The organism is Streptomyces sp. NPDC096324, assembly GCF_044763015.1.
In the GTDB taxonomy this organism is placed as follows: Bacteria; Actinomycetota; Actinomycetes; order Streptomycetales; family Streptomycetaceae; genus Streptomyces.
This window is the reverse complement of record NZ_JBIWFK010000001.1, coordinates 1-20,466: the sequence shown is the minus strand read 5'-3', so window position 1 is coordinate 20,466 and position 20,466 is coordinate 1. Positions and strand designations below refer to the sequence as shown.

The 20,466-nt window shown below is 69.8% G+C and carries 16 protein-coding genes and 1 pseudogene; 14 read left to right on the top strand and 3 right to left on the bottom strand.

What is annotated here, in order from left to right:
• Window positions 1-2 precede the first annotated feature (2 nt).
• Together ACIQ7M_RS00085 and ACIQ7M_RS00080 are read left to right on the top strand one after the other, a co-directional pair.
• On the top strand, window positions 3-971 hold the full coding sequence (locus ACIQ7M_RS00085; RefSeq protein WP_386980498.1) for a helix-turn-helix domain-containing protein: 969 nt from the start codon (window positions 3-5) through the stop codon (window positions 969-971).
• Window positions 972-1,070: 99 nt separating this feature from the next.
• Window positions 1,071-1,940 carry a LysR family transcriptional regulator gene (locus tag ACIQ7M_RS00080; RefSeq protein ID WP_389840903.1) on the top strand — a complete coding sequence of 290 codons (870 nt, stop codon included), beginning with the start codon at window positions 1,071-1,073 and terminating at the stop codon, window positions 1,938-1,940.
• A gap of 37 nt (window positions 1,941-1,977) precedes the next feature.
• Here the strand turns inward: ACIQ7M_RS00080 and ACIQ7M_RS00075 are convergent, their stop codons facing one another.
• Window positions 1,978-3,366 (bottom strand): YhgE/Pip domain-containing protein, encoded by a 1,389-nt coding sequence (locus tag ACIQ7M_RS00075; RefSeq protein ID WP_403638214.1) that lies wholly within the window; start codon window positions 3,364-3,366, stop codon window positions 1,978-1,980.
• 516 nt (window positions 3,367-3,882) lie between these two features.
• On the opposite strand from ACIQ7M_RS00075, the gene ACIQ7M_RS00070 reads away from it, so the two are divergent.
• Window positions 3,883-4,941, top strand: coding sequence for a YbhN family protein (locus ACIQ7M_RS00070; RefSeq protein ID WP_403638212.1), 1,059 nt, complete (start codon window positions 3,883-3,885; stop codon window positions 4,939-4,941).
• 99 nt (window positions 4,942-5,040) lie between these two features.
• On the opposite strand, the pseudogene ACIQ7M_RS00065 reads toward ACIQ7M_RS00070, so the two are convergent.
• Window positions 5,041-5,250, bottom strand: a pseudogene (locus ACIQ7M_RS00065) (peptide-methionine (R)-S-oxide reductase); the annotation flags it as partial.
• Window positions 5,251-5,387: 137 nt separating this feature from the next.
• Here ACIQ7M_RS00065 and ACIQ7M_RS00060 point away from each other — a divergent pair.
• From ACIQ7M_RS00060 to ACIQ7M_RS00010, 11 genes are all read left to right on the top strand, one after another.
• Entirely contained in the window at window positions 5,388-6,143 is a 756-nt protein-coding gene (locus tag ACIQ7M_RS00060; RefSeq protein ID WP_403638210.1) for a transposase family protein, read from the top strand.
• A gap of 502 nt (window positions 6,144-6,645) precedes the next feature.
• Window positions 6,646-6,978 (top strand): hypothetical protein, encoded by a 333-nt coding sequence (locus ACIQ7M_RS00055; RefSeq protein WP_054236766.1) that lies wholly within the window; start codon window positions 6,646-6,648, stop codon window positions 6,976-6,978.
• A 23-nt stretch (window positions 6,979-7,001) separates the two neighbouring features.
• On the top strand, window positions 7,002-7,313 hold the full coding sequence (locus tag ACIQ7M_RS00050; RefSeq protein WP_371648594.1) for a pore-forming ESAT-6 family protein: 312 nt from the start codon (window positions 7,002-7,004) through the stop codon (window positions 7,311-7,313).
• A gap of 46 nt (window positions 7,314-7,359) precedes the next feature.
• Complete coding sequence (locus tag ACIQ7M_RS00045; protein WP_403638207.1) at window positions 7,360-7,755, top strand: DUF6507 family protein; 396 nt, start codon at window positions 7,360-7,362, stop codon at window positions 7,753-7,755.
• A complete protein-coding gene (locus tag ACIQ7M_RS00040; RefSeq protein ID WP_403638205.1) occupies window positions 7,752-10,247 on the top strand; it encodes a hypothetical protein in 2,496 nt (831 codons plus the stop codon). Before ACIQ7M_RS00045 ends, ACIQ7M_RS00040 begins: the two co-directional genes overlap by 4 nt.
• A gap of 12 nt (window positions 10,248-10,259) precedes the next feature.
• The gene (locus ACIQ7M_RS00035) at window positions 10,260-11,132 is read left to right on the top strand and encodes an immunity 49 family protein (protein WP_403638203.1); all 873 of its coding nucleotides are present in this window, start codon (window positions 10,260-10,262) and stop codon (window positions 11,130-11,132) included.
• A gap of 45 nt (window positions 11,133-11,177) precedes the next feature.
• Window positions 11,178-11,456 carry a hypothetical protein gene (locus ACIQ7M_RS00030; protein ID WP_403638201.1) on the top strand — a complete coding sequence of 93 codons (279 nt, stop codon included), beginning with the start codon at window positions 11,178-11,180 and terminating at the stop codon, window positions 11,454-11,456.
• Between the two features lie 21 nt (window positions 11,457-11,477).
• Window positions 11,478-12,857, top strand: a complete 1,380-nt coding sequence (eccD, locus tag ACIQ7M_RS00025; RefSeq protein ID WP_403638199.1) for a type VII secretion integral membrane protein EccD — start codon at window positions 11,478-11,480, stop codon at window positions 12,855-12,857.
• Window positions 12,858-12,867: 10 nt separating this feature from the next.
• Window positions 12,868-14,028, top strand: coding sequence for a hypothetical protein (locus ACIQ7M_RS00020; protein ID WP_403638197.1), 1,161 nt, complete (start codon window positions 12,868-12,870; stop codon window positions 14,026-14,028).
• 43 nt (window positions 14,029-14,071) lie between these two features.
• Window positions 14,072-18,067, top strand: coding sequence for a type VII secretion protein EccCa (eccCa, locus tag ACIQ7M_RS00015; protein WP_403638195.1), 3,996 nt, complete (start codon window positions 14,072-14,074; stop codon window positions 18,065-18,067).
• Window positions 18,064-19,473: a DUF6177 family protein gene (locus ACIQ7M_RS00010; RefSeq protein ID WP_403638193.1), complete on the top strand. Its 1,410-nt coding sequence runs from the start codon at window positions 18,064-18,066 to the stop codon at window positions 19,471-19,473. Before eccCa ends, ACIQ7M_RS00010 begins: the two co-directional genes overlap by 4 nt.
• A 384-nt stretch (window positions 19,474-19,857) precedes the next feature.
• Here ACIQ7M_RS00010 and ACIQ7M_RS00005 read toward each other — a convergent pair whose 3' ends face one another.
• A complete protein-coding gene (locus ACIQ7M_RS00005; protein WP_403638191.1) occupies window positions 19,858-20,361 on the bottom strand; it encodes a hypothetical protein in 504 nt (167 codons plus the stop codon).
• Window positions 20,362-20,466: the final 105 nt, after the last annotated feature.

The window sequence follows — 20,466 nt, the reverse complement described above, 5'->3', positions numbered from 1 at the left end:
TGGTGGCCTTGCCCACGGGGAACTACCTGGTGGAAGCCCGGTCGACGGGCTCGGTGGAACCGGCGGAGCGGGCCGACTTCTGGAGCGAGCACATCGGGTCGTACCAGTCCCGGATGGGCTATCGGTACGGCCGTGCCGACGACTTCAGCGGCGAGACGGTCCGCCAGCGCTCCGAGGCGTACCAGCTCGTCAGGTTCCGGTCGGACGCGATCGAGTACAGCAGGACCGCGCGGCAGATCCGCGAGGATCCCGACGCGGACTACCGGTTGCTGCTGCCGCTGACCGGGGAGATCGTCCTGCGCCAGGACGGCCAGGAGGCACGACTGACGCCGGGGACGGGCACGCTCGTCTCGTTCGGGTCCCCCTTCCAGTGTCTCCAGGACGCCTCCACCCAGGCGTTCGTCCTCACGATCCCGGCCCGTGAGCTGGACGGCCCGCTGAACCGCAAGTCGCCGCTGGCCACCGGCCTGGACCTGAGCAGGGGGCTCGGCCGGGTCGTCCGCTCGATGCTCGACGGTCTGTACGCCGAGCGCGAGAACCTCACCGACGCGCAGTTCAACGCCGTGTCCGACCGGGTGGTGGAGCTGCTGTGCATGCTCACCACCGGCGACGACCGCCCCGAGGGCGCCCGGCACCTGTCCGACGTGGAGACGGTGGTGCGCCGCCATGTCCGCGAGAACGCCGCCGACCCCGGCCTCACCGGCACGTCCATGGCCCGCGCCCTCGGCTGGTCGCTGCGCCAGATCCAGCTCGCCCTCCAGTACGCGGGCACCACCCCCCGCGACCTGATCCGCGAGGAGCGGCTGCGGCTGGTCCGCGAACGGCTCCGGTGCGGCGACTGCGAACACCTGACGATCACCGATCTCGCGCACGCCTCGGGGTTCTCGTCGGCGAGCGCGCTGAGCACCGCCTTCCGGCAGCGGTTCGGGGTGAGCCCGCGCGAGATGCGCAACGGTGTCCGCGCGACGTGACACCCGCGGCCGATCACGTCCTGGGACAATCGGTACAGGACGGGATTCCGGTCCTGGGCGGGGATCCGGTCCAGGACGGCTGCTGTCCCGGGAGTGGAGATGGATCTGCGGCAGATGGAGGTCGTGGTCGCGGTCGCCGAGGAGGGCGGTTTCACGGCGGCGGCCCAGCGGCTGCGCGTGGTGCAGTCCGCCGTGTCGAGCGCCGTCCTCGCGCTGGAACGGGAGCTGGGCACCCCGCTGTTCGACCGCACCACGCACCGGGTGTCCCTGACCCCGGCGGGTGAGGTCTTCGTCCCGGCGGCGCGCGCCGCGCTGCGGGCGGCCGAGCAGGCGCGGGCGACCGTCGACCTGGTCAGGGGACAGCTCCGGGGCCGGGTCACCATCGGCACGGCACGGGGTGTCTGGGCCGATCTGCACCGGCCGCTGGCCGCTCTGCGCGCCGAGCATCCGGGCGTGGTGGTGCGCTTGCGGCAGGGATCCCTCCCCGACATCCGGGACGGGCTGCGGGAGGGCAGCGTCGACCTGGCCGTGGTGGCGCTCGACCGGCAGCGGCAGCGCGGTCTGGTGACCCGGCTGCTGTCGTACGAGGAGATGGTGCTGGTGTCCGCCCCGGCGCGCGCGCTGACCGCGTCCGGCCCCGACGGCACGGTCACCCTCGGCGCGGCGGCCCGGCTTCCGTTGGTGGAGTTCACTCCGGGCTGGGCGATCCGCCTCTGCGTGGACCGGGCCTTCCGTGCCGCAGGTGTGGAACGGGAGCCGGCCTTCGAGGTCGACGACATCGTGGCCGCGGCCGAGCTCGTCCGCGACGACCTGGGCGTCTGTGTCATGCCCGCCTCGATCGCGGGGCGGTTCCCGGGCCTCGGCACCCACGCGTTCGCCCGGCACGCGCCGCACTGGAAGCTCATGCTGATCCACCCCCGCGGCGAGACCCCTCCCGCGGTCACCGCGCTCCTGCGGCACATGACCTGAGGACGGGCTCCGGCGCGCCGGACCTCCGGCCCGGTCGTCAGGTGGATGCCGCGGGGCGGGAGGCCGGGTGGGCGGGCGGCTGGGGGGTCAGCCGGTCCAGGCCCTTGCGGTCGTAGTAGCGGGTCATCGCGAAGCCGAAGACGAGGGCGAGCACGGTACCGACGGCGATCATGAGCCAGGCGCGGCCGAGCCCGGCGTCGGCCCGCGCGTCGAAGAACAGGATGGCGCGCACCCCGTCGCTGAGCTGGCGCATCGGCTCGAAGATGGACAGGAACCGGTAGAAGCCGGGGACCGCCTGGAGCGGGACGGTGGCGCCCGAGGAGGGCAGGCCCAGCACGATGAACACGAACATGGACACGAGCTGGCCGATCCCGCCGAACGCCGCGTTGATGGCCTGGACGCCCAGTCCGACGGCCAGGCTCGCGCAGTACGAGTAGAGCCACAACAGCGGCAGGTGGGTGGCGTCCATGCCCAGGATCGCGACGGTGGCCAGCATGACGAGGGACACCGTGAGCACGGTGATCCCGGCGGTCATGACCATCTTCAGCAGCAGGGTCTGGGTGCGGCTGATGGGCACGGTGGGGCGGCGGGTGTGCCAGGGGCCGATCTCGGTGTCGGCGTAGCCGAGGGCCGTGTCGACGCCGGTGCCGATGAGGTTGCCGCCGAGGAACCCGGCCAGCACCAGGAGCAGGGTGTAGTAGAACGCGCTCAGCCCGAGACCGCTGTGCGCGCCGATGGGGTGTCCGACCCGGGTGACGATCTGGACGGGGTCGGCGAGCAGCAGCCTCGTCGTGGCGTCCGCCTTCGCGGTGACGGGGGACGCCGTGAGTTGTCTGCCGATGGTCGTGGAGACCTGTTGGGCCGCCGCCGTGGTGATCCGGGAGGCCAGGGACGAGCCGAGGCTGCCCATACCGGGGTTCGTCAGCACCGTCATGGTGGGCCGGACGGTGGCGTTCGCCGTGGTCAGCGCGGTCAGGGAGTCGGTGAAGTTCCGGGGGACGACGAGGGCTCCGTAGATCTTGCCGGAGGAGAGTTCGTCCTGGGCCTGCGCGCTGGTGAGTCTGCGCCAGCCCGCCGCGCCGGAGGTGTCGCTCGCGGCGATGGCCGCGGTGACCTGGGCGCCCGCGTTCCGCCGTTGCCCGGGAGGGGGCTTGCCGGTGTCCTCGTCGACCAGGCCGATCGGCAGGCGGCGCAGATGTCCGTTCGGGTTGACGATGCCGCCCATGTAGAGCAGCGACAGCAGCAGCGCGAGCAGACCCGTCAGCACGGTGGGTACCAGCCACAGCTTCGGGCGGCGCAGGAGCGTGGCGGCACGCGCCCGCACGGGCGTGTCCGGGCCGTCGGCGTGGTCACCGGCGCGTGCGGCGGCGCCATCCGCGCCCGCTGTGCCCGGGGGCTCCTCGGGGTGATTGCTGTCGGCGTCCATGGTTCTCCACAGGTTCCGGGGCGGCACGGGGACGGCGTTGGGCGCGCGGCCCTCGGCCGGGGAGTCCAGGACCGCACGTCAGGCCAGGATCGGGGGTGCGCGCGCGTCACGGACGGCGACTCGCCGAGCCCCCGGCGACGGCCCCGGCCGCACACCCGAGGACACCGCACACCCGACGACGGCCGCGCGCACGGCAACCGGATCACACCTCGGCGTGCCGCCCCCGCCGCCGTCGCCGCCCCGGGGCCGGGCTTCGCCCGCCTGGGCCGGATTCCGGGGTTCCCGGGCCGGATTACGGGTTTCCAGGCCGGATTCTGCGGTCGCGGGTTCGCCCCACGGGTCGTACGTTCGTCACCGCGGTCGGTGTCTTCGGCCGTGTCGCTCACACGGTGGTCCCGCTTCCCCTCCCGGACACCGTGACGTCACACCGAACGGGAACGTTCTCCCCGTCCCCGTTGTATCGCCTCGGATCCGTCCGTCCGTACCCGGGCGCGACGCGGAAGGACGACGTGCGCCGTGTCCCTGCCCCCGCTCGACAGCCTCCCCGCCACCGCCCCCGCCACCGTCACCGCACCGGCACCCGGCGACGGGGCACGCACCGGTGACTCCCTTTCCGCCACCCGCCTCACGGCTCTGACGGCTCCCGGTCGCCTCACCCGGCTGGCCCTGGCGCTGCTCCCTCTCGTGGTGATCGGGACGTGGGCGGCGCTGGACCGGCAGGCCTGGCACGACGGCGCCGTCCAACTGGGTGACGCCGATCCCCGGTGGCTGCTCGCGGGGGTCCTCTTCACCCTGCTGGGCTGGGTGGTCGCCGCGTGCATCCGGCAGGGCGCCCTCCCGGAGAGGCTGCCACCCGGCCTGCTGCTGGCGTCACAGCTGGCCGCCGGCGCCGCCAACCTCGTCCTGCCGTCGAGCCTCGGAGCCCACGCCGTCACCCTGCGCTTCCTGCTGGGCCGGGGCATCCCGCTGGCTCGCGCCACCGCCTCGCTCGCCCTGTACTCGCTGGTCAAGCCGGTGGCTCGGATCCCGGTGCTGGTCTTCTTCCTGCTGGCGCTCGAGGACACCCGCCGGCTCGGCGGACTCGCCCCGGACCGCCGGACGCTGCTCCTCGCGGGGGGAAGCGTGGTGCTCGGCCTCACGATCGCCGTTCTGCTCCTGACGATCGTCCGTTCGCTGCGCCGCCCCGTCGTCGACCTGGTCCGTACGGCCCTGACCGACGTACGGATCCTGCACACCCGGCCGAGCCGCGTCCTCGCCCTCTGGGGTGGTTCGGCCGTCGCCCCGTTGCTCCAGGGCAGCACGATCGCGGCGGTCGGCTTCTCGCTCGGGCTGCCGCTGTCCTGGGCCCAGGTGGTGTTCGCGCTGCTGATCGCCAGTACCGCCGTCGGCGCCGTGCCCGCGCCGGGCGGAATCGGCCCGGTGGACGCGGCGATGGTGTTCACGATGGTCTCGCTGGGCGCCCCGGCGGGCCTGTCGACGGCCACCGTCATCGGCTACCGCGTCCTGACGGCCTGGATCCCGCTGCTCCCGGGCACGCTCATCCTGTCGGCCCTGGTCCACCGCAAGGTGCTCTGAACGAAGGCCGGCGCCGGCCGGGCACGACAGCCCCGCCGACCACGCCCGGCCCCGAACGGGGTCGGTCGGCCGGCCCCGAACGGCGCCGGCCGGCCGCGCTCAGCCCTCGTCCGGCGTCAGCCGCAGCGAGATGCTGTTGATGCAGTACCGCTGATCCGTCGGCGTCGCGTAGCCCTCGCCCTCGAAGACATGGCCGAGGTGCGACCCGCAGCGGGAGCACCGCACCTCCGTCCGCACCATTCCGAGCGAACGGTCCTGGATCAGCTCGACAGCGTCCGAGTCCTTCGGGTCGTAGAAGGACGGCCAGCCTTGGTTTGTGGATGCACATTACTGAGCCCTTTTCAAGCTGCGGTACCTGACCGCGAGTTGGACTGTCCTGCGCAACGACGAAGCCCCTGGTAGACGGGTTCTCGACCAAGATCACCCGTGTCCGCCAGGAGCTTCGCGTGCTTGTCTACCCGTCCTCGATTGATCTGTCCAGCCGCACCCTGCGGTTCCTGACCAGACAACTGACAGCCCGGCGGCAGGAGATCGGAACGCGGTGGCGGCGCCTTCCCGCCGCACGTCAGGCACTGCTCGCCCTGGCCCATCTACGGTGCGGTGACACCTACGCCCAGCTCGCTGCCGGGTTCGGCATCGGGATCGCGACCGTCTACCGCTACATACGTGAAGCCGTCGAGGCCCTGGCCGCCCTCGCCCCGTCCCTGGCCGAGGCGATGAAGACGATCCGGACGAAGGCGTTCGTGATCCTCGACGGCACCCTGCTGCCGATCGACCGCATCGCCGCCGACACCCCGTACTACTCCGGGAAACACAAACGCCACGGCATGAACGTCCAGGTCCTCACCGATCCGTTCGGACGGCTGCTCTGGGCCTCGCCGGCTCTGCCCGGCTCGACTCACGACCTGACCGCCGCGCGGCAGCACAGCATCATCGAAGCCCTCGCCGATGCGGGACTCAAATGCTGGGCGGACAAGGCATATCAAGGCGCCGGCGGACCCGTCCGCGTACCGTTTCGGGGCCGCCGCCTCAAGCGATGGAAGCGTCGCCACAACACCACCCACGCCAAGATCCGCTGCCTTGGCGAGCGGGCCATGGCCACCCTCAAGAGCTGGCGCCTCCTACGGAAGCTCCGCTGCAGCACCAACCGAATCACCGACGTCGTGAAGGCTGTCCTCGTCCTCCACCACGCGTCAGCGTGAGGTTGGAAAACGCTCACTGCTGGCTCGAGCTGATCGGACCCGGGATGTCGGTAGACGATCTGGCCGAGCGCAGGTGAGCAGTCCATTGCACCTGCCACGACGTCTGGAGGCCCAGAGGCGGAAAGAGGCATGAAGGGGCTCGACGAACGTTACGAGCGCAGCTACCTCGGCACGCTGTTCACCGTGGACACCGCCGAGAACGTCTGACGACTCGGAGCCCTGGAACGCTTCTCGGGCCCGCGGATCCGTTCCGCTCCCTGCGCGGACACCGCGACCTGACCGACTCCTCAAGTCGGATCAGGTATGCAGTGAGACAACTCATGAGATGGATCACGCCACTTCACGCTGTACTGCGTTGCGCCTGCAACGCGCGATACGAGAAGATGTTCGACACGCCATGAGGCGTGCGCGGCAGGCGGGAACTGTCTGGCGCACAAGGACGTCGCAACTGTCGAATGTGAACTGTCATGGCGGACAACACGATTGACACGGGGGCGGGTGGATGAAGTTCGACATGGGGTCGTCGACCCTGGCGGATCTCGGTAAGAGCACGGTCGGCTCAACTGAGGACCTGGGCACGCTGATCCGGTGGCTGGTCCAGGCAGCGGAGCCGCTGGAGGGGAAGTTCAACGGCGCGGGCAAGGCCGCGTTCGACTCTTTCAAGGCGCATACAGACGAGATCACCAACGCGTTGAACGGATCCCTGAGCGCGATCCTGGGCGGCCAGGGCGGCATGGACACCGCGTTCGGCTCCGGCGATCTAGAGCAGGAGGACAACGCCCACCAGAACATGGGCCAGTCCAACTTCGACGCCGCCCGCTTCGGCGCCCGATAAACACGCACAGGGGGAGCTTGACCATGGGGCAGAACCAGGACCGCCGCTCGTACGACACTGGCGCCTCCACCGAGGTGCAGGGCAGCCTGCAGGGCATCATCGGCCAGCTGGAGCGCGTCCTCGGTGACCGCGACCGCGCGGTGAAGGCCGCGATGGCCGACTTCACCGCCGACGGTGTCGCCGACGAGTACCACGGCAAGGAAATCCGCTGGAACCGCGCCGCGAACGAGGTCCGCGACATCATCCGCCTCGTCCGCACCACGCTGGAGCAGAACGACGGCACTGCCCAGTCGACCATGGCCAAGGCCCGCGCCGCCGTCGACAACATCGGCTGACCGGGGCCGACCGTAGTAAGCAGGAACGTTTCCACGGGGGTTTGGCATGTCGGGGTGGGACATCTCGTCGTCCGGCGTCGAGTTCGTGACCTCTCTGGTCGCGGACGCGATGGACGACGTGGCCAAGGACGTCAAGGCGTACGGGACGGATGTGGAGAGCGCGGCCACCTCCGCCGGCACGATCAGCGGACCGTACTGCGGGTCCGCGCCAACCGGCGCGATCGGCGCGGCGCTGGCCATCTTCGTCGAGAAGACCGCGGGTGACGTGCTGTACCTCGGCGCGCGGGCGGCGAAGTCGGTGAACGGGGCACGGGAGGCGACCGCGTACTACCTGGCCGGGGATCTCGAGATGGCCGCCCAGGCCGAACACAAGGCGCTCGGCGCACCGAAGGTCGATCTGCCTGGCCAGGGCGGCAAGGGCAAGGACGGCGGCGCCAGGTGATCGACCCGTCCGGCATACCCCAGTTCATCGGCGACTTCGACCAGCTTGACAAGGACACCTCCGGGCTGCGCGGCGACGCCATCGGGATCCGCAACGGCGGCATGGACGTGCACTCCCGCTTCCAGATGCTGGAGGCCTTCTACACAGCGCCCGAGGCCGACGACCTGTTCGCCACCACCCAGCCGGTGATGGACAAAGCCGACGCCTTCGCCGCCCAGCTGGAGACGGTCGCGGACGCTCTGGACACTTACTCCATCGAGGCCCGTCCGCTCGCCAAGAAGCTCGCCCAGCTCAAGACCGACGCCTTCGCGTTCGTCGACAGCGTCGAGGGCGACGACAACTGGACGTACGACGGGGACAAGATCCACCGTCACCAGGAGCTCATGGACGGCGTCGCCGCCGCTGAAAGCGCCTTCCGGGAGGCCGAGCGCCGGGCCGCCACCAAGATCTCATCCCTCCTCGGCGGGCCGGAGTTCGTGGTCGACGACGGTCACCACACCGTCGACAAGAAGACGGTGATGTACGGCTACGACCTCGACGTCCTCAAGCACGCCAAGAAGACGCCCTGGGGCGTCCCGGAAAGCGAGTCCCACCACGCGTGGGAGGTCGGCTACTGGGCCAAGAGCTTCTTCTGGGACGGCCTCGTCATCGACAACATCTGGGGCGGCGTCAAGGGACTGGGCACCCTGGTCGGCTGGAACGGCTCGGACGCGGCCGGGGACGCCTGGGGGCATCTCGGGGACGTCGTCAGCGGGATCGGCCAGTACACCGCCAAGCCGTACGACGCGCTCATGGACTGGGCGATCGGCCCGGACAAGGAGAGCGCCACGGAGGTCCGGCAGAAAAAGGCCGCCAAGGACTTCGCCAAGTCCATGGTCGCCTGGGACATGTGGAGCGAGAATCCCGCCCGCGCCGCGGCAACGGTCGTCTTCAACGGCCTCACCCTCGGCGCCGGCCCCCTGGCCGTCGCGGCCAAGGGCGGGGAAGTCGGCGCGGTTGCCAAGGGCGCCGGGATCGCCGCCAAGGTCGGCGAGTACATCGACCCGGTCGCCGTCGGCCTCAAAGCGACCGGCAAAGCCATCAGCGCACTGCCCAAGCTCTCCGACCTCACCGCCGGAATCCGCACCGGCATCGGCGCCTCGGCGGACTCCCAGCGCATCCACAGCGTCATCGAACTCGGCGACGGCTCCAAAGTCGTCATCGAGGACGGCAAGTTCATCCCCGTCGACAAGCACGGCAACGTCATCGGGGACCCGCCGCGCCAGGAAGCGGCCGCGGATACGCGGGCCACGCCGGAGGGAACACCGGCGCAGCAGCGGGAGCCCGTCGGAGTCGGCGCTTCCTCACACACGCCCGGAGCCACGGCTCACGCGGGGGAAGCATCCGGCAGAGCTGGAGCCACACATCCCGTCAGTCCCGAGACCCCCAGGTCCGGCGCTGGTCCGATCAGCAATGGCCATGCCGGCACGGGGTCAGGTGGCCACGGAAGCGGTGGCCTGGACGACGTCGGCCGGACCGGCGACGACGCTGTGGGCGGCACGGGCCACGCCGGCGACGGGGCCGTCCCGCCTGCGCACCATACGAACGAGGGCACCGGAAACGGCGGCAACGGCGGAGAGCGGGAGCTGACCGCCGCAGAGCGGAAGCAGATCCAGGACGAGCACATCCGGAAGGCCAACGACCCGGACCGGACGTGGTTCAAGGAGCACTACGACAAATTGGGTCGCCGTAGGCACCTGTTGAATGCGGACGGCACCACAAAGTTGGTGGACGGCGTCGAGCTCCCCCAGTTGGCCAAGAACGCTGGAAACAAGTGGGTCGCCGCACATGACCTGCCGAGCGGGCCATCCGAGATCAGGCACGACCGGACGCCACTCGGCCCGGACTCGGTCGATCCCGCGCATCGCTCGGACCTCAACGAGGCGACGAAGAACCGCAGGGTGTCCATGGACCTCGCCAAGGCGGAAAAGGCATTCGAGGACAGTCCGTCCGCCGCAGCGAAGAAGGCCCTCGAAGACGCCCAGAACGCCTATCACCAACAGCTCGGCGACCTGCCGAACAACAGCAAGATATCCGAGAATCTCGGCGAGAAGGCTGCCGAACTACACGTAACTCCCCACGAGTTCCCAAACGCCGAGTGGGTCGAACTCCCGAAGACCTCAAACGGCGCCAACATGTTCGACCAGGTGTACAAGCTCGGCAATAACGGCGATTACCTCATAGTCGAGGCGAAGGCGCCAAAAGGGGAACTCGACTGGCGCAACGGGGCGGGCGATTCGGCCAGAGGCATGCGCGTCAAGCAGGGCACCAAGCTGTACGTGGAAACGATCCTCGAGGAGATGTGGAAACGAGGCCCAGAGGACGTCAGGATCGCGGACGACCTGTCCGAGGCTCTGGAGAAGGGCAAGCTGCAGTACGTCCTGGTGAAGGCGAACGATCACGCGGGCACCTCGTACGCTGGTGCCGTGCTGGAGCATTTCAAGATTTACTAGAGGAGAGACCCAGTGGCCACGAGCGTTTCCCGCCACGGCTTCCCCGCAGAGAGCGTTGCGGCGGAGGGCAATGCCGCGCGCATCGAGAGCCTCGGTCGAATGCTCAGTCGGCTCGAGGAGTCGGAGATGTCCCGTTCCCGAGCCCTGGGCAGCTCCCTGACAGTGGCCAAGTCGTACTGCTTGACGGATCCGTATGGAGGTAACTTCGAAACGTGGGAGGCGTGGGTCACGGCCATGCAGGTCGGCTCCGCCTTGTTCGACTCGGCCACGGCAGTCGAAGGCCCCGTACCCTGCCGTATCGGGAGCACCGGACAGGTGAAGAACCTCCCGGCGACCGGCCCGACGTCCTATACGCACGCGGGAGCCTGGATCACCTCGGTCTACCTGGCGATGATCTGCCGTGAGAATGAGCGCCTCGACCGGCTGATGCAAGTACCTGTGTCGTTCCTTCGTGCGTCCGGCGCTCTGTTCGACGAGTACACCTACGACTGGGTGGAGGCTCTGCAGAGTTACTGGCACGGCCAGGCTGCAAACACGTGGGACAAACTGGTCGCTGCGATCAACGGCACAGACCCCGACGTGGCCCAGGTCGCCGACAGGGACACCATGCTGATGCTCCTGTATCCACCACTCGAGCTCTTCCAACTCTACAACCGTCAAGAGACCGATCAGTTCAATAGGTCACTGGCCCAAGCCCTCACCTGGCACAAGCAGTACTGGACCGGCGACGAAGCACGATCCCTGAGCAGCGACGGCCTGGTCGCTCTCGGCCCACTCGCCATCGCCTGCATGGCCTATGACAACGACTTTCCCATCGAGGTCGAGTCCGAGTACCTGCCGAAGGCACTTCTCCAGCGCAACTGGGTCGGCGAGTACGCCACCTGAGAACCTGTACGTAACCCTGAGAACTGAAACGGACAACGGAAACCTGTGGCAGCCCAGGATTACGACAGCCAATTGCTGGAGTCGGTGTCGGTTCGGCGCCGGCGGCTGAGGGATGCCGTCCTGTTCGGGACGCAGCGGCAGCGGCGGTCGGTGGACGAGCGGCTCGGCAAGGTGTTCGCCGGGATCGCGGTCGCGGCGGTGTTGTGCGCCGGATGCGTGGGCTGGTCGTTCGTTTCGCACCGGATCATCGGGAAAAGCCCGTACGGCACCTCCGTTCCCTCTTCCTCGCCTTCCGCGGCGCCTTCGGCGTCTTCCACCCGATGACTCGATGATAGGTTCGAACGCGTGATATCTGCGGGGTCCCTGAGCCGTACGACGCCGAACCGGACTGCTTTGAGCCGGGTCACTCTGATCGGCGAGCGGAGGCGGGTTGATCTCGTCCTGCCCTCTCAGGAACCAGTCGGGCTGCTCTTGCCCGAAGTGATGCGGCTGCTGGACGACCGGACATCGGACCGGCCCGAGTTGCGGCATCTCGTCACCACGGAGGGTTCGGCGCTCGCGCACGACAGCACGCTGGAATCGGCCGGGGTTCCGGACGGCGCCGTCCTGCGGCTCGTGCGGCTGGAGGACGCCCCTGCGGCGCCCGTGGTGCACGACGTCATTGATGAGGTCGCTGACGATCTGAATGTACGTGCGTGGCGGTGGAGCCCTGCATCCCGGCGCATCGTCTCGGGAGTCGCGACGGTCGGCTGGGCCGTCGTGGCCGGGGCCCTGGCCCGCAGGGAGTTCGCGCTGCCGGTGGTAGGCACCACTCTGATGGCCGTCGCCGCGGTGTCCGTACTCGCGGGGGCTCTCTTGGGGCGGGCCGGGCAACGTGGCCTGGCCACCACGCTCCTCGTCACCGGGGGAACTCTCGGGGCGCTGGGGGCATGGACCCTGGCGGATGCCCATGCCTGGTCCGGGGCGGTGCGGCTGGCCGGCGTCGCGGTCGCACTCGTTGTGACGCTGCTCCTGCTGGGCTGGTTCACGGCACTGGGCCGCGGCGGCCTCGTCGGCGCTGCCACAGTCGTTGGCTGTGTCCTCTGCTGGCAGGTGGCGGTCGCTGTCCAATCGGGCGCGGGTACGTCAGTGGAACAGGCTCGTGTGGGGGCCTTGCTGAGCGTCGTCTCGGTTGTCGCCCTCGGCGTGCTGCCGCGGCTCGCGCTCATGGCGTCCGGTCTGTCCGGGCTGGACGACCGGCGCTCCAGCGGCACGTCCGTGAGCCGGTATCAGGTGAGCACCGCCCTAACTGCCACTCATCGTGGCCTGGCGCTCGCCACGATCGTCCTGGCCGTCTCGGCCATGGCGGCGGGGCTTCTCGTACTGCGGGCACCTTCGGCGTGGACCGTCCTGCTCGCCGTGGTGGTCGCGGTCGTTCTGGCGCTGCGGGTGCGTGCCTTCCCGCTCGTCATCGAGGTCGTGGCGCTGTTCGGGGCCGGTGCCGTGGTCGCCGTCCGGCTCGTCGGGGTGTGGCAGGAGCACTCCGGTGCCGCGGGGCCGTTGGCCGTGCTCGTCACGCTGGCCGTCCTGCCCTTGATGGTGCTGGCGGTGCAGCCTGCCGAGCATGTGCGGGTGCGGCTGCGGCGCTTCGGCGACGTGCTCGAGTCGGTGGGAGTAATCGCCTTGTTCCCGCTCGTCATCGGGGCGTTCGGTGTGTACGGGCGTCTGCTCGGCACCTTCGCGTAGGGGTGACTTCATGGCTCAGGGAGGGGACTGGCAGCAGGACGTGCTGCGGCAGTTGGGGCAGCACGATGCAGCGGACGAAGCGGCCAAGCCCGCCCCCGAGCCCACCGCGCGGCCTCGACTGATGCACCCCGCCCCGGAACCGCCCGCTGATGCAGGTCCCGCTGCCTCTCCGGGTTTCCCTCAGCAGGCTGCCCCGGCAGCGCAGTCGGAACCCGCTGTCCGGTCACCCCGTGATCCCCGGCTTCCCCTGCACACCCCGGAGTCCGTGCCGACCGTCGACCCCCGCCTGGCACACGCCCTGGGTCGCCCCCAACACGGCGATTCCGTGACCCGCCGCACCGGACACACGCTCCGCAAACTCGCCACGTCAGCCACCCAGGACGTCACCGAAGAGACACGCCTCGCTCGGGAGCTGCAGCAGCCGGTCACCACCGGCCGGGTCATCGCGGTCACGTCCATCCGGGGCGGAGTGGGCAAGTCGACCGTCTCCGCCCTGCTGGGCCGCACCTTCAACCACTACCGACACGACCCTGTCCTCACCCTGGAGGCCGATGCCGCACTCGGAACCCTCCCCGTACGGATGGGCGCCAAATCAGTGCGCTGGTCGTGCGCGGACCTCGCGCAGATCCTGACCCCCGCAATGCAACTCACCGACGTCACCGGCTACTTGGTTCCGGTGTCCGATGGCGGCTGGCTGCTGCCCGCGAGCCAGGGGCGCGTCGGCGCGCCGATGGACGTCCGCACCTACCGCACGGTCACGCTGGCGCTGCGGCGCTACTTCGCGGTGACGGTGGTGGACTGCGAGACCCTGCCCGGCGAAGTGGCCCGGACGGCGATGGACACCGCGCATGCCCGGGTGGTGGTCGCCCCGATGACCGCGGAGGGCGTCAACGGCACCCGGCAGGTCCTGGACTGGCTGGCCCAGCTGCCGCACTCCGCCCTGGCCGGCACCGTCGTGGCGCTGTCCGCGAGCTCCCCGGACACCACGCTCGACGAGAAGACGGCCACCGCGCACCTGCGAGAGACGGGTGTGTCCGTCGTACCGCTCCCCTACGACCGGCATCTGGCCCAGGGAGGCCCCATCCACACCGCGATGCTGGGCCGGGCCACCCGGGACGCCGCCGTCCGCCTCGCGGCGGAGGCGATGCACCGCGCAGTGAGGACGCGATGAGCACGAGCCAGGCTTCAGGACCCGTTCAAGAAAAGGCCAGTCCGTGACACAGCACCTCGTCCACCGGCCCGCGCGCGCCACCCGCCCCCTCACCCCGCCGCAGCCGCGCACCATCGAGCCGCCGCCCAACCTGCCCGAGGGAAAGATCGGCAACGCGGCGACCGCACTGCTGCCGATGGCCGGCGTCATCAGTTCGGTTGTGATGATGACCGTCATCCGCAACAGCCAGTTCGCCGCGCTCGGCGCGATCGTCCTGGTCTTCGCCCTGCTCGGCGCGGTGGCACTGTTCCTGTCCCAGCGGGGCAAGGCGCAGCGCACCCGGCGCACCCAACGCGAGCGCTACCTCGAATACCTTGAGGAGCTGCGCGACGAGCTCGGCACCGGCGAGCGGGAGCGGCGCCGGCAGTCCCAGCTGCTCGATCCACCGCCCGAGGCCTTGTACGACTTGGTACGCAATCCGGCACGATTGTGGGAGCGGCGCCGCCAGGACCCGGACTTCCTGCGGGTACGGGTGGGCACCGGGGACGTACCAGTGCAGGAGCTGGTGGTCGGGCAGAACAGCGCGGGCGGGGTCCTGACTCCGCCGGACCCGTTCATGCTCAACGAGGCTCGCGCCCTGCAGAACCGGTTCGCCACGGCAACGAACTTCCCCCTCACCGTGCCTTTGGACCGGGCGGGCAACGTCAGCGTCGTCGGGGACCGCGAGGGTGTGCTGCGGGTGGCTCGCGCGTTGCTGATCCAGACGGCGGTCACGCACGCCCCGGACGACGTGGCCGTCGCGCTCGGCATACCCGGCGAGCAGCTGGCTGAGTGGGAGTGGGCCAAGTGGCTGCCCCACGTGCTCGATCCGGGCCGACGCGAAGGTCCGGTCGCCGCCCGCCGTATCGCGCCCAGCATGCCCCAGCTGGCCGCGTTGTGCCGCGATGATCTACGGCAGCGGGCCTCGTACGCGGCAGAGGTACGGCGCGGACTGTCGGACCGAGGCGCGCTGCGGATGACCGGTCGACTGCTGATCGTCAGCGACGAGTACGGCGAGACGGCCGCCGAACTGCCCCGCCCTGACACGGCGGTTGATCTGCCGGACATGGGCGTGACCGTGCTGCACCTGCTGGAGCAGCAGGTGCACGAGCCGGATCAGGTGACGGTCCGCATCACCGTCGAAGGCGACCGGATCGCCGTGGAGGACCTGCGCGAGACGTCGACGGTGGCACAGGGCTCATCGGATGCCGTGAGCGTCGCGGGCGCGGAGGGGCTGGCCCGGATGCTGGCCCCCGTCAGGTTGTCGGCGGAGTCCACGGCCGAGGGAACCCCTGTCTCCGGGCCGGTGGACTTCCCCGGCCTGCTGGGCATCGACGACCCTGCGGCACTCAACATCAAAAGACTGTGGGCGCCGCGCAGCGAGCGAGCATTCCTGCGCGTACCCATTGGCTTGACGGACCGTCACGAGCCGGTGTTGCTGGACCTGAAGGAGTCCTCCGAGCTCGGCATGGGCCCGCACGGATTGTGCGTGGGCGCGACCGGCTCCGGCAAGAGCGAACTGCTGCGCACCCTCGTCCTCGCGCTCGCCGCCACCCACTCCCCCGAAGACCTGGCCCTCGTCCTGGTCGACTACAAGGGCGGCGCCACCTTCGCCCCGTTCACCGACCTCCCGCACGTGGCCGGCGTGATCACCAACCTGGAGAACCAGGCCGGGCTCGTTGAGCGCGTCCACAGCAGTCTCGCCGGTGAGGTCAAGCGCCGCCAGCAGGTACTCAAGGACTCTGGCAACATCGCCGACATCGGCCACTACGCCGCCCTGCGCGCCACCGGTCGCCCGGACCTCGAGCCCCTGCCGCACCTGTTCGTCGTCATCGACGAGTTCGGCGAACTCCTCACGGCCAAGCCGGACTTCATCGACCTGTTCCTGTCCATCGGCCGTATCGGCCGTTCCATCGGCGTCCACCTGTTGCTGTCCAGCCAGCGCATCGAAGGCGGCAAGCTCAAGGGCTTGGACACGTATCTGTCGTACCGCCTGGGCCTGCGGACCTTCTCCGCCGACGAGTCGCGCACCGTGCTGGACACCACGGACGCCTTCCACCTGCCTCCGCTACCGGGCTTCGGCTATCTGAAGGTCGACACCTCCACCTACGAACGCTTCAAGGCCGGGTACGTCTCCGGCGCCCACCTCGGGCCCGCCCTGCGCGACAAGCAGGACGACGAACCGCTCGCCTCGCCGTATCCGACGTACAACACGCTCGGCACACCCCATGAGGATGCCGCGCAGGAGTACGCCGCCACCAAGCGCGAGACCGGGCCGACGGTGATGTCGGTGATGGTCGGCCAACTCGCGACCGCGGCCCCGCCGGTACGCCGGATCTGGCTGCCGCCGTTGCCTGACGCCATCACCCTCGACACTGCGGCCGGTCCCCTCGAAGCCGGCGCGGAGGGCCTCCGGCTCGCGCACCGCGACGGCGCGATGCGCGTTCCGCTGGGCATCCTGGACGATCCGGCCAAGCAGTGGCAGCAGCCGTGGCTGCTGGACCTGACCGTCGCCGGCGGCCACACGGCCGTCATCGGCGGCCCGCAGTCCGGCAAGACCACCCTGCTGCGTACCCTCGCCCTCTCCCTGGCTCTCACCCACACCCCGTACGACGTCGCCGTCTATGGCCTCGACCTGGTCGGCGGCGGTCTGTCCGCGCTGGCCGGACTGCCGCATGTCGGCGGCATCTCGGGAAGGGCGGACCACGAACGGGCAGCCCGCACGGTCGCCGAGATCCGCACCATGCTCGGCCAACGCGAGGAACTCTTCCGCGCGTACGGCATCGACTCCATCGACCAGCTGCGTCACCTGCGTGCCCAGGGCAAGCTGCCCCAACTCGGCTCGACCGACCTCGTCCTGCTCATCGACGGATTCGGCGCGTTGCGCGACGAGTTCGCCGAACTCGACGACGCCGTGGCCGACCTGCTCAAGCGCGGCGGCGGATACGGCATCCACGTCGTCGCCGGAATGCTGCGCTGGAACGACGTCCGCATCGCCACCCAGTCGATGTTCGGCACCCGCGTCGAACTGCGCCTCAACGACCCGGCCGACTCATCCATCGACCGCAAGCTGTCCGAGACGCTGTCACCCGAAGTGCCGGGCCGGGTGCTGACCGACGGCAAGTTGTTCGCGCAGGTCGCACTGCCCCGCATCGACAGCCGCCCCGGCACGGGCGACCTCGCGTCCGTCCTCGAGCGGTCCGCCCGCACGATCCGCGCCGGCTGGCACGGTGACGTCGCCGCCCCGGTACGGGTGCTCCCCACACGGCTCCCCGCGGCGAAACTCCCCTCACCGGCCGTCGAACCCAGGACAATCCCCATAGGCGTGGACCAGGACGCGCTCGCCCCCGCGCTGCTGGACCTGTTCGGAAGCGATCAGCATCTGCTGATCCTCGGCGACAACGAGTGCGGCAAGACCAACCTACTGAAACTGATGGCCCGTCAACTTATCGACCGGTACGGAGACGAGGAGCTGGTCTTCGGCATCTACGACCCGCGCCGCGGCCTGCGCGGTGCCGTTCCGGAACCGTACCGCGGCGGCTACGCCCACAATGCGAAGCTGGCCGCAGCGCTGGCCACCGGCATCGCCACCGAGTTGGAGAAACGCCTGCCAGAGACGGCGGACCCGGACGCGGTCGGCGCGGAGCCCGCGTTCACGGGGCCGCGCATCGTGATCCTCGTCGACGACTACGACATCCTCACCACCGCCGGCCAGCAGCCCCTGGCTCCGTTCCTGCCGTACATCTCCTCCGCCCAGGACATCGGTCTCCACTTCGTCATTGCCCGCCGCACCGCCGGATCCTCCCGTGCCTTGTACGAACCCCTGCTGACCACCCTGCGCGAGACCGGCACCACCGCCCTCCTCATGACCGGCGACCGCACCGAGGGCCAGCTCTTCCCTGGCCTGTACGCCTCCGCGCAACCGCCCGGCCGCGGCACCCTCATACGCCGCGGCCGCCACCACCAACTCATACAGACCGCGCTCGCAGACGAGGCAGACGAAGAGGCCGGACAGCTGTGACCAAGGACGTCATCGCCCTCACCCCGAAGATGCCGGACCTGCGCACACTCCTCGCGGGCCTCTACGCAGGCGGCCCCGACCTCGGCGTGAACACCCTGGCCGACGGCGCCGTCATCCAGCTCTGCACCCCTGGCGGCCGCCCCCTCGTCTCCGTCGAGGCCCCCATCCTGGTCCAGGTCCCCGGGGAGACCACCCGCCTCCTCGGCACCGGTCCCGGTGTCCCGGACAGCCCGGTGTGGTGGACGGAGGCCCGAGCCTCCACCGCCGTCGCGGAAGGCGGCCGACTGGCGGGCTCCTTCGCCGGACGCCTCGCCACCGTCCTGGGCGGCACGGTGTGGCCCCCGGAAGCGGCCTCCACCGACGTCGTCCCGCTCACCACGGACATCTCCGCCGTCCCCGTCCCCGCCACATCGGCGCCGGCGGTGGACGTACTCACCGCCAAGGCGGCCGTGGTCATCCAGGATCGCCCCCTCGTCACCATGACCAGCTGGCTCTCCGACGCCCTGCGCGGCGCGACCACCGACGACCGCGCCCTGCAGATCGTCACCCCACCCACCACCCGCCTGACCCTGCCCACCCGCACCGCCCTGCTCGGCCACCCCAACCGCTGGGTCATCCAAGACCCGGACCACGGCTTCTACGACGGCCTTTCCGGCGCCGTACTCCACTGGAAGGGCGGCACCTTCACCCCCATCCGAGACCAGAACGGCAAGGCCTCCGTCGCCAAGGCCTTCACGGCCAGCCCCGACACCGGCGAACGCCAGCTCATCCTCTCCCTGCGCACCCTGCACCCCGCCGACAAAGACCTCATCCTCGGCCGCGCCCTGGAAACCGCCTGGCAGCACCTCACCGGCACCCCACCCGCCGGCTGGAGCACCGCCGAACCTGTCAACCTTCCCTGGTCCACGAGACAGTTGACCGATCTCGCCCGTGGCCGCGCCCCCCAGCCGACCTGGCTGATCGCCGTCGGCCACCCCGACCGCCCGACCATCGCCACCGTCCGCATCACGCGCACTCCCGCTGGCGTCGAGGAGGACATCACTCTCACCCTTGGCTATGGCAAGGACGAAACCACACCCCTTGACGCCATTGAGCCTCTCGCTGAATCCCTCACCACGCAGCACGGCCTCACCAGCATGCTCACCTCACTACGGAGCGCCTGCCGCGACCTGACGATCCTCCCGCGCTTCGAGGCCCCACCCATCCCCATCTCGTTCACGCTGGGCTCCCAATCAGTCCAGGACATCGGCCTCGACCAGGCCCTCCACCCACCCCTCAACCTCTCACCCACCCAAGTAGGCCCTCTAACCGAACCCGCCCTCCACTACCCACTCGGCCACGGAACAGACCCCCGCGCCTGGAACACCCTCCAACAGCTCACCCAGCACCTGAAGCAGGTCTCATGAACCTGGACCTAGACGACTGGGCACACGGCGGACACGAGCAATCCGCAGCGTGATCGACGCAGTCGGCGGCGACGTCGGTGCCTTGGGCACTCACCGACCTTCTCCTCGACGTCGGCGGAGCGACCGCTCCTGGCCACGCAGCCGGCGGTCGTCTCGCAGGCCGACGTTGAGGTGAGCGCTCTCGAGCCAGCGCTACGCGTGCGCTGGCCTGCAGCCGGACGGGCCGTTCACGCAGTAACGGTGGCGTTCCGGATTGATGTCCGGATCCCGCATTCGGTGCCGCGGAACCGCGAGGCGGCTGCTGCGGTATTCGTCAGCCGAGCGTCCGTGCGAGCCCGACGAGGGCCTCGACTGCAAGGTGGAGGCCCTCGTCTCACATGCTCGTCAGCCCGGAAGGCGGTCGGCTGTTCCCGCTAGATCGCGTCCAACGCCAGCCTGCTGCCACAGTTCGGCGGCGAGGCGGCCGCGGAGCTGGAAGGAAAGCGCCGAGACCGACCGACTGTCCACACCGACGACCCAATCCTCGGCCGTTGCCGTTACCCGCACCGGATCCCATAGCTGCCCCAGACTGTGCGTCGCAGGGCCATCGGACTGCATGACCCTCTCCCGGGCCGCAGCACCCTGAGCGCCGATGAGCAGTGAAACGCTGCTCCCACCGTCCTCACTGGACCTGGGCGAGGAAATGAGCGGTGCCGACAAATCCCAGGAGTCCTCGAGCTCCTGTACACCCGGAGCTGCTCGGCTCAGCGCTGCTTCTTCGACCCACTGTTCCGCCAGATGACGCCAGCGGCTTGCCGTCAGCTCTGCGTTGTCGTCGGGGCTTTCCTGCCACCACCCCGAGGCTAGCAATGCCAGAGTGCTCAGCCCCCGCACGTCGTCGATGAGCACGGCAGGGCTTAGACGCCATTTCGTTTGGCGTGATCTTGCGGCAGTCTGGGGTGGTGACTGCTTCGCTTGTTGAGCGGATGGTGCCGGACGGTTTGTGGGAGCTGT

Excerpts from the sequence above, each read along its gene's own strand:
- ACIQ7M_RS00080 (WP_389840903.1), top strand. The coding sequence starts at position 1,071 with ATGGATCTGCGGCAGATGGAGGTCGTGGTCGCGGTCGCCGAGGAGGGC.
- ACIQ7M_RS00075 (WP_403638214.1), bottom strand. The coding sequence starts at position 3,366 with ATGGACGCCGACAGCAATCACCCCGAGGAGCCCCCGGGCACAGCGGGC.
- ACIQ7M_RS00055 (WP_054236766.1), top strand. The coding sequence starts at position 6,646 with ATGAAGTTCGACATGGGGTCGTCGACCCTGGCGGATCTCGGTAAGAGC.
- ACIQ7M_RS00050 (WP_371648594.1), top strand. The coding sequence starts at position 7,002 with ATGGGGCAGAACCAGGACCGCCGCTCGTACGACACTGGCGCCTCCACC.
- ACIQ7M_RS00045 (WP_403638207.1), top strand. The coding sequence starts at position 7,360 with ATGTCGGGGTGGGACATCTCGTCGTCCGGCGTCGAGTTCGTGACCTCT.
- ACIQ7M_RS00020 (WP_403638197.1), top strand. The coding sequence starts at position 12,868 with ATGGCTCAGGGAGGGGACTGGCAGCAGGACGTGCTGCGGCAGTTGGGG.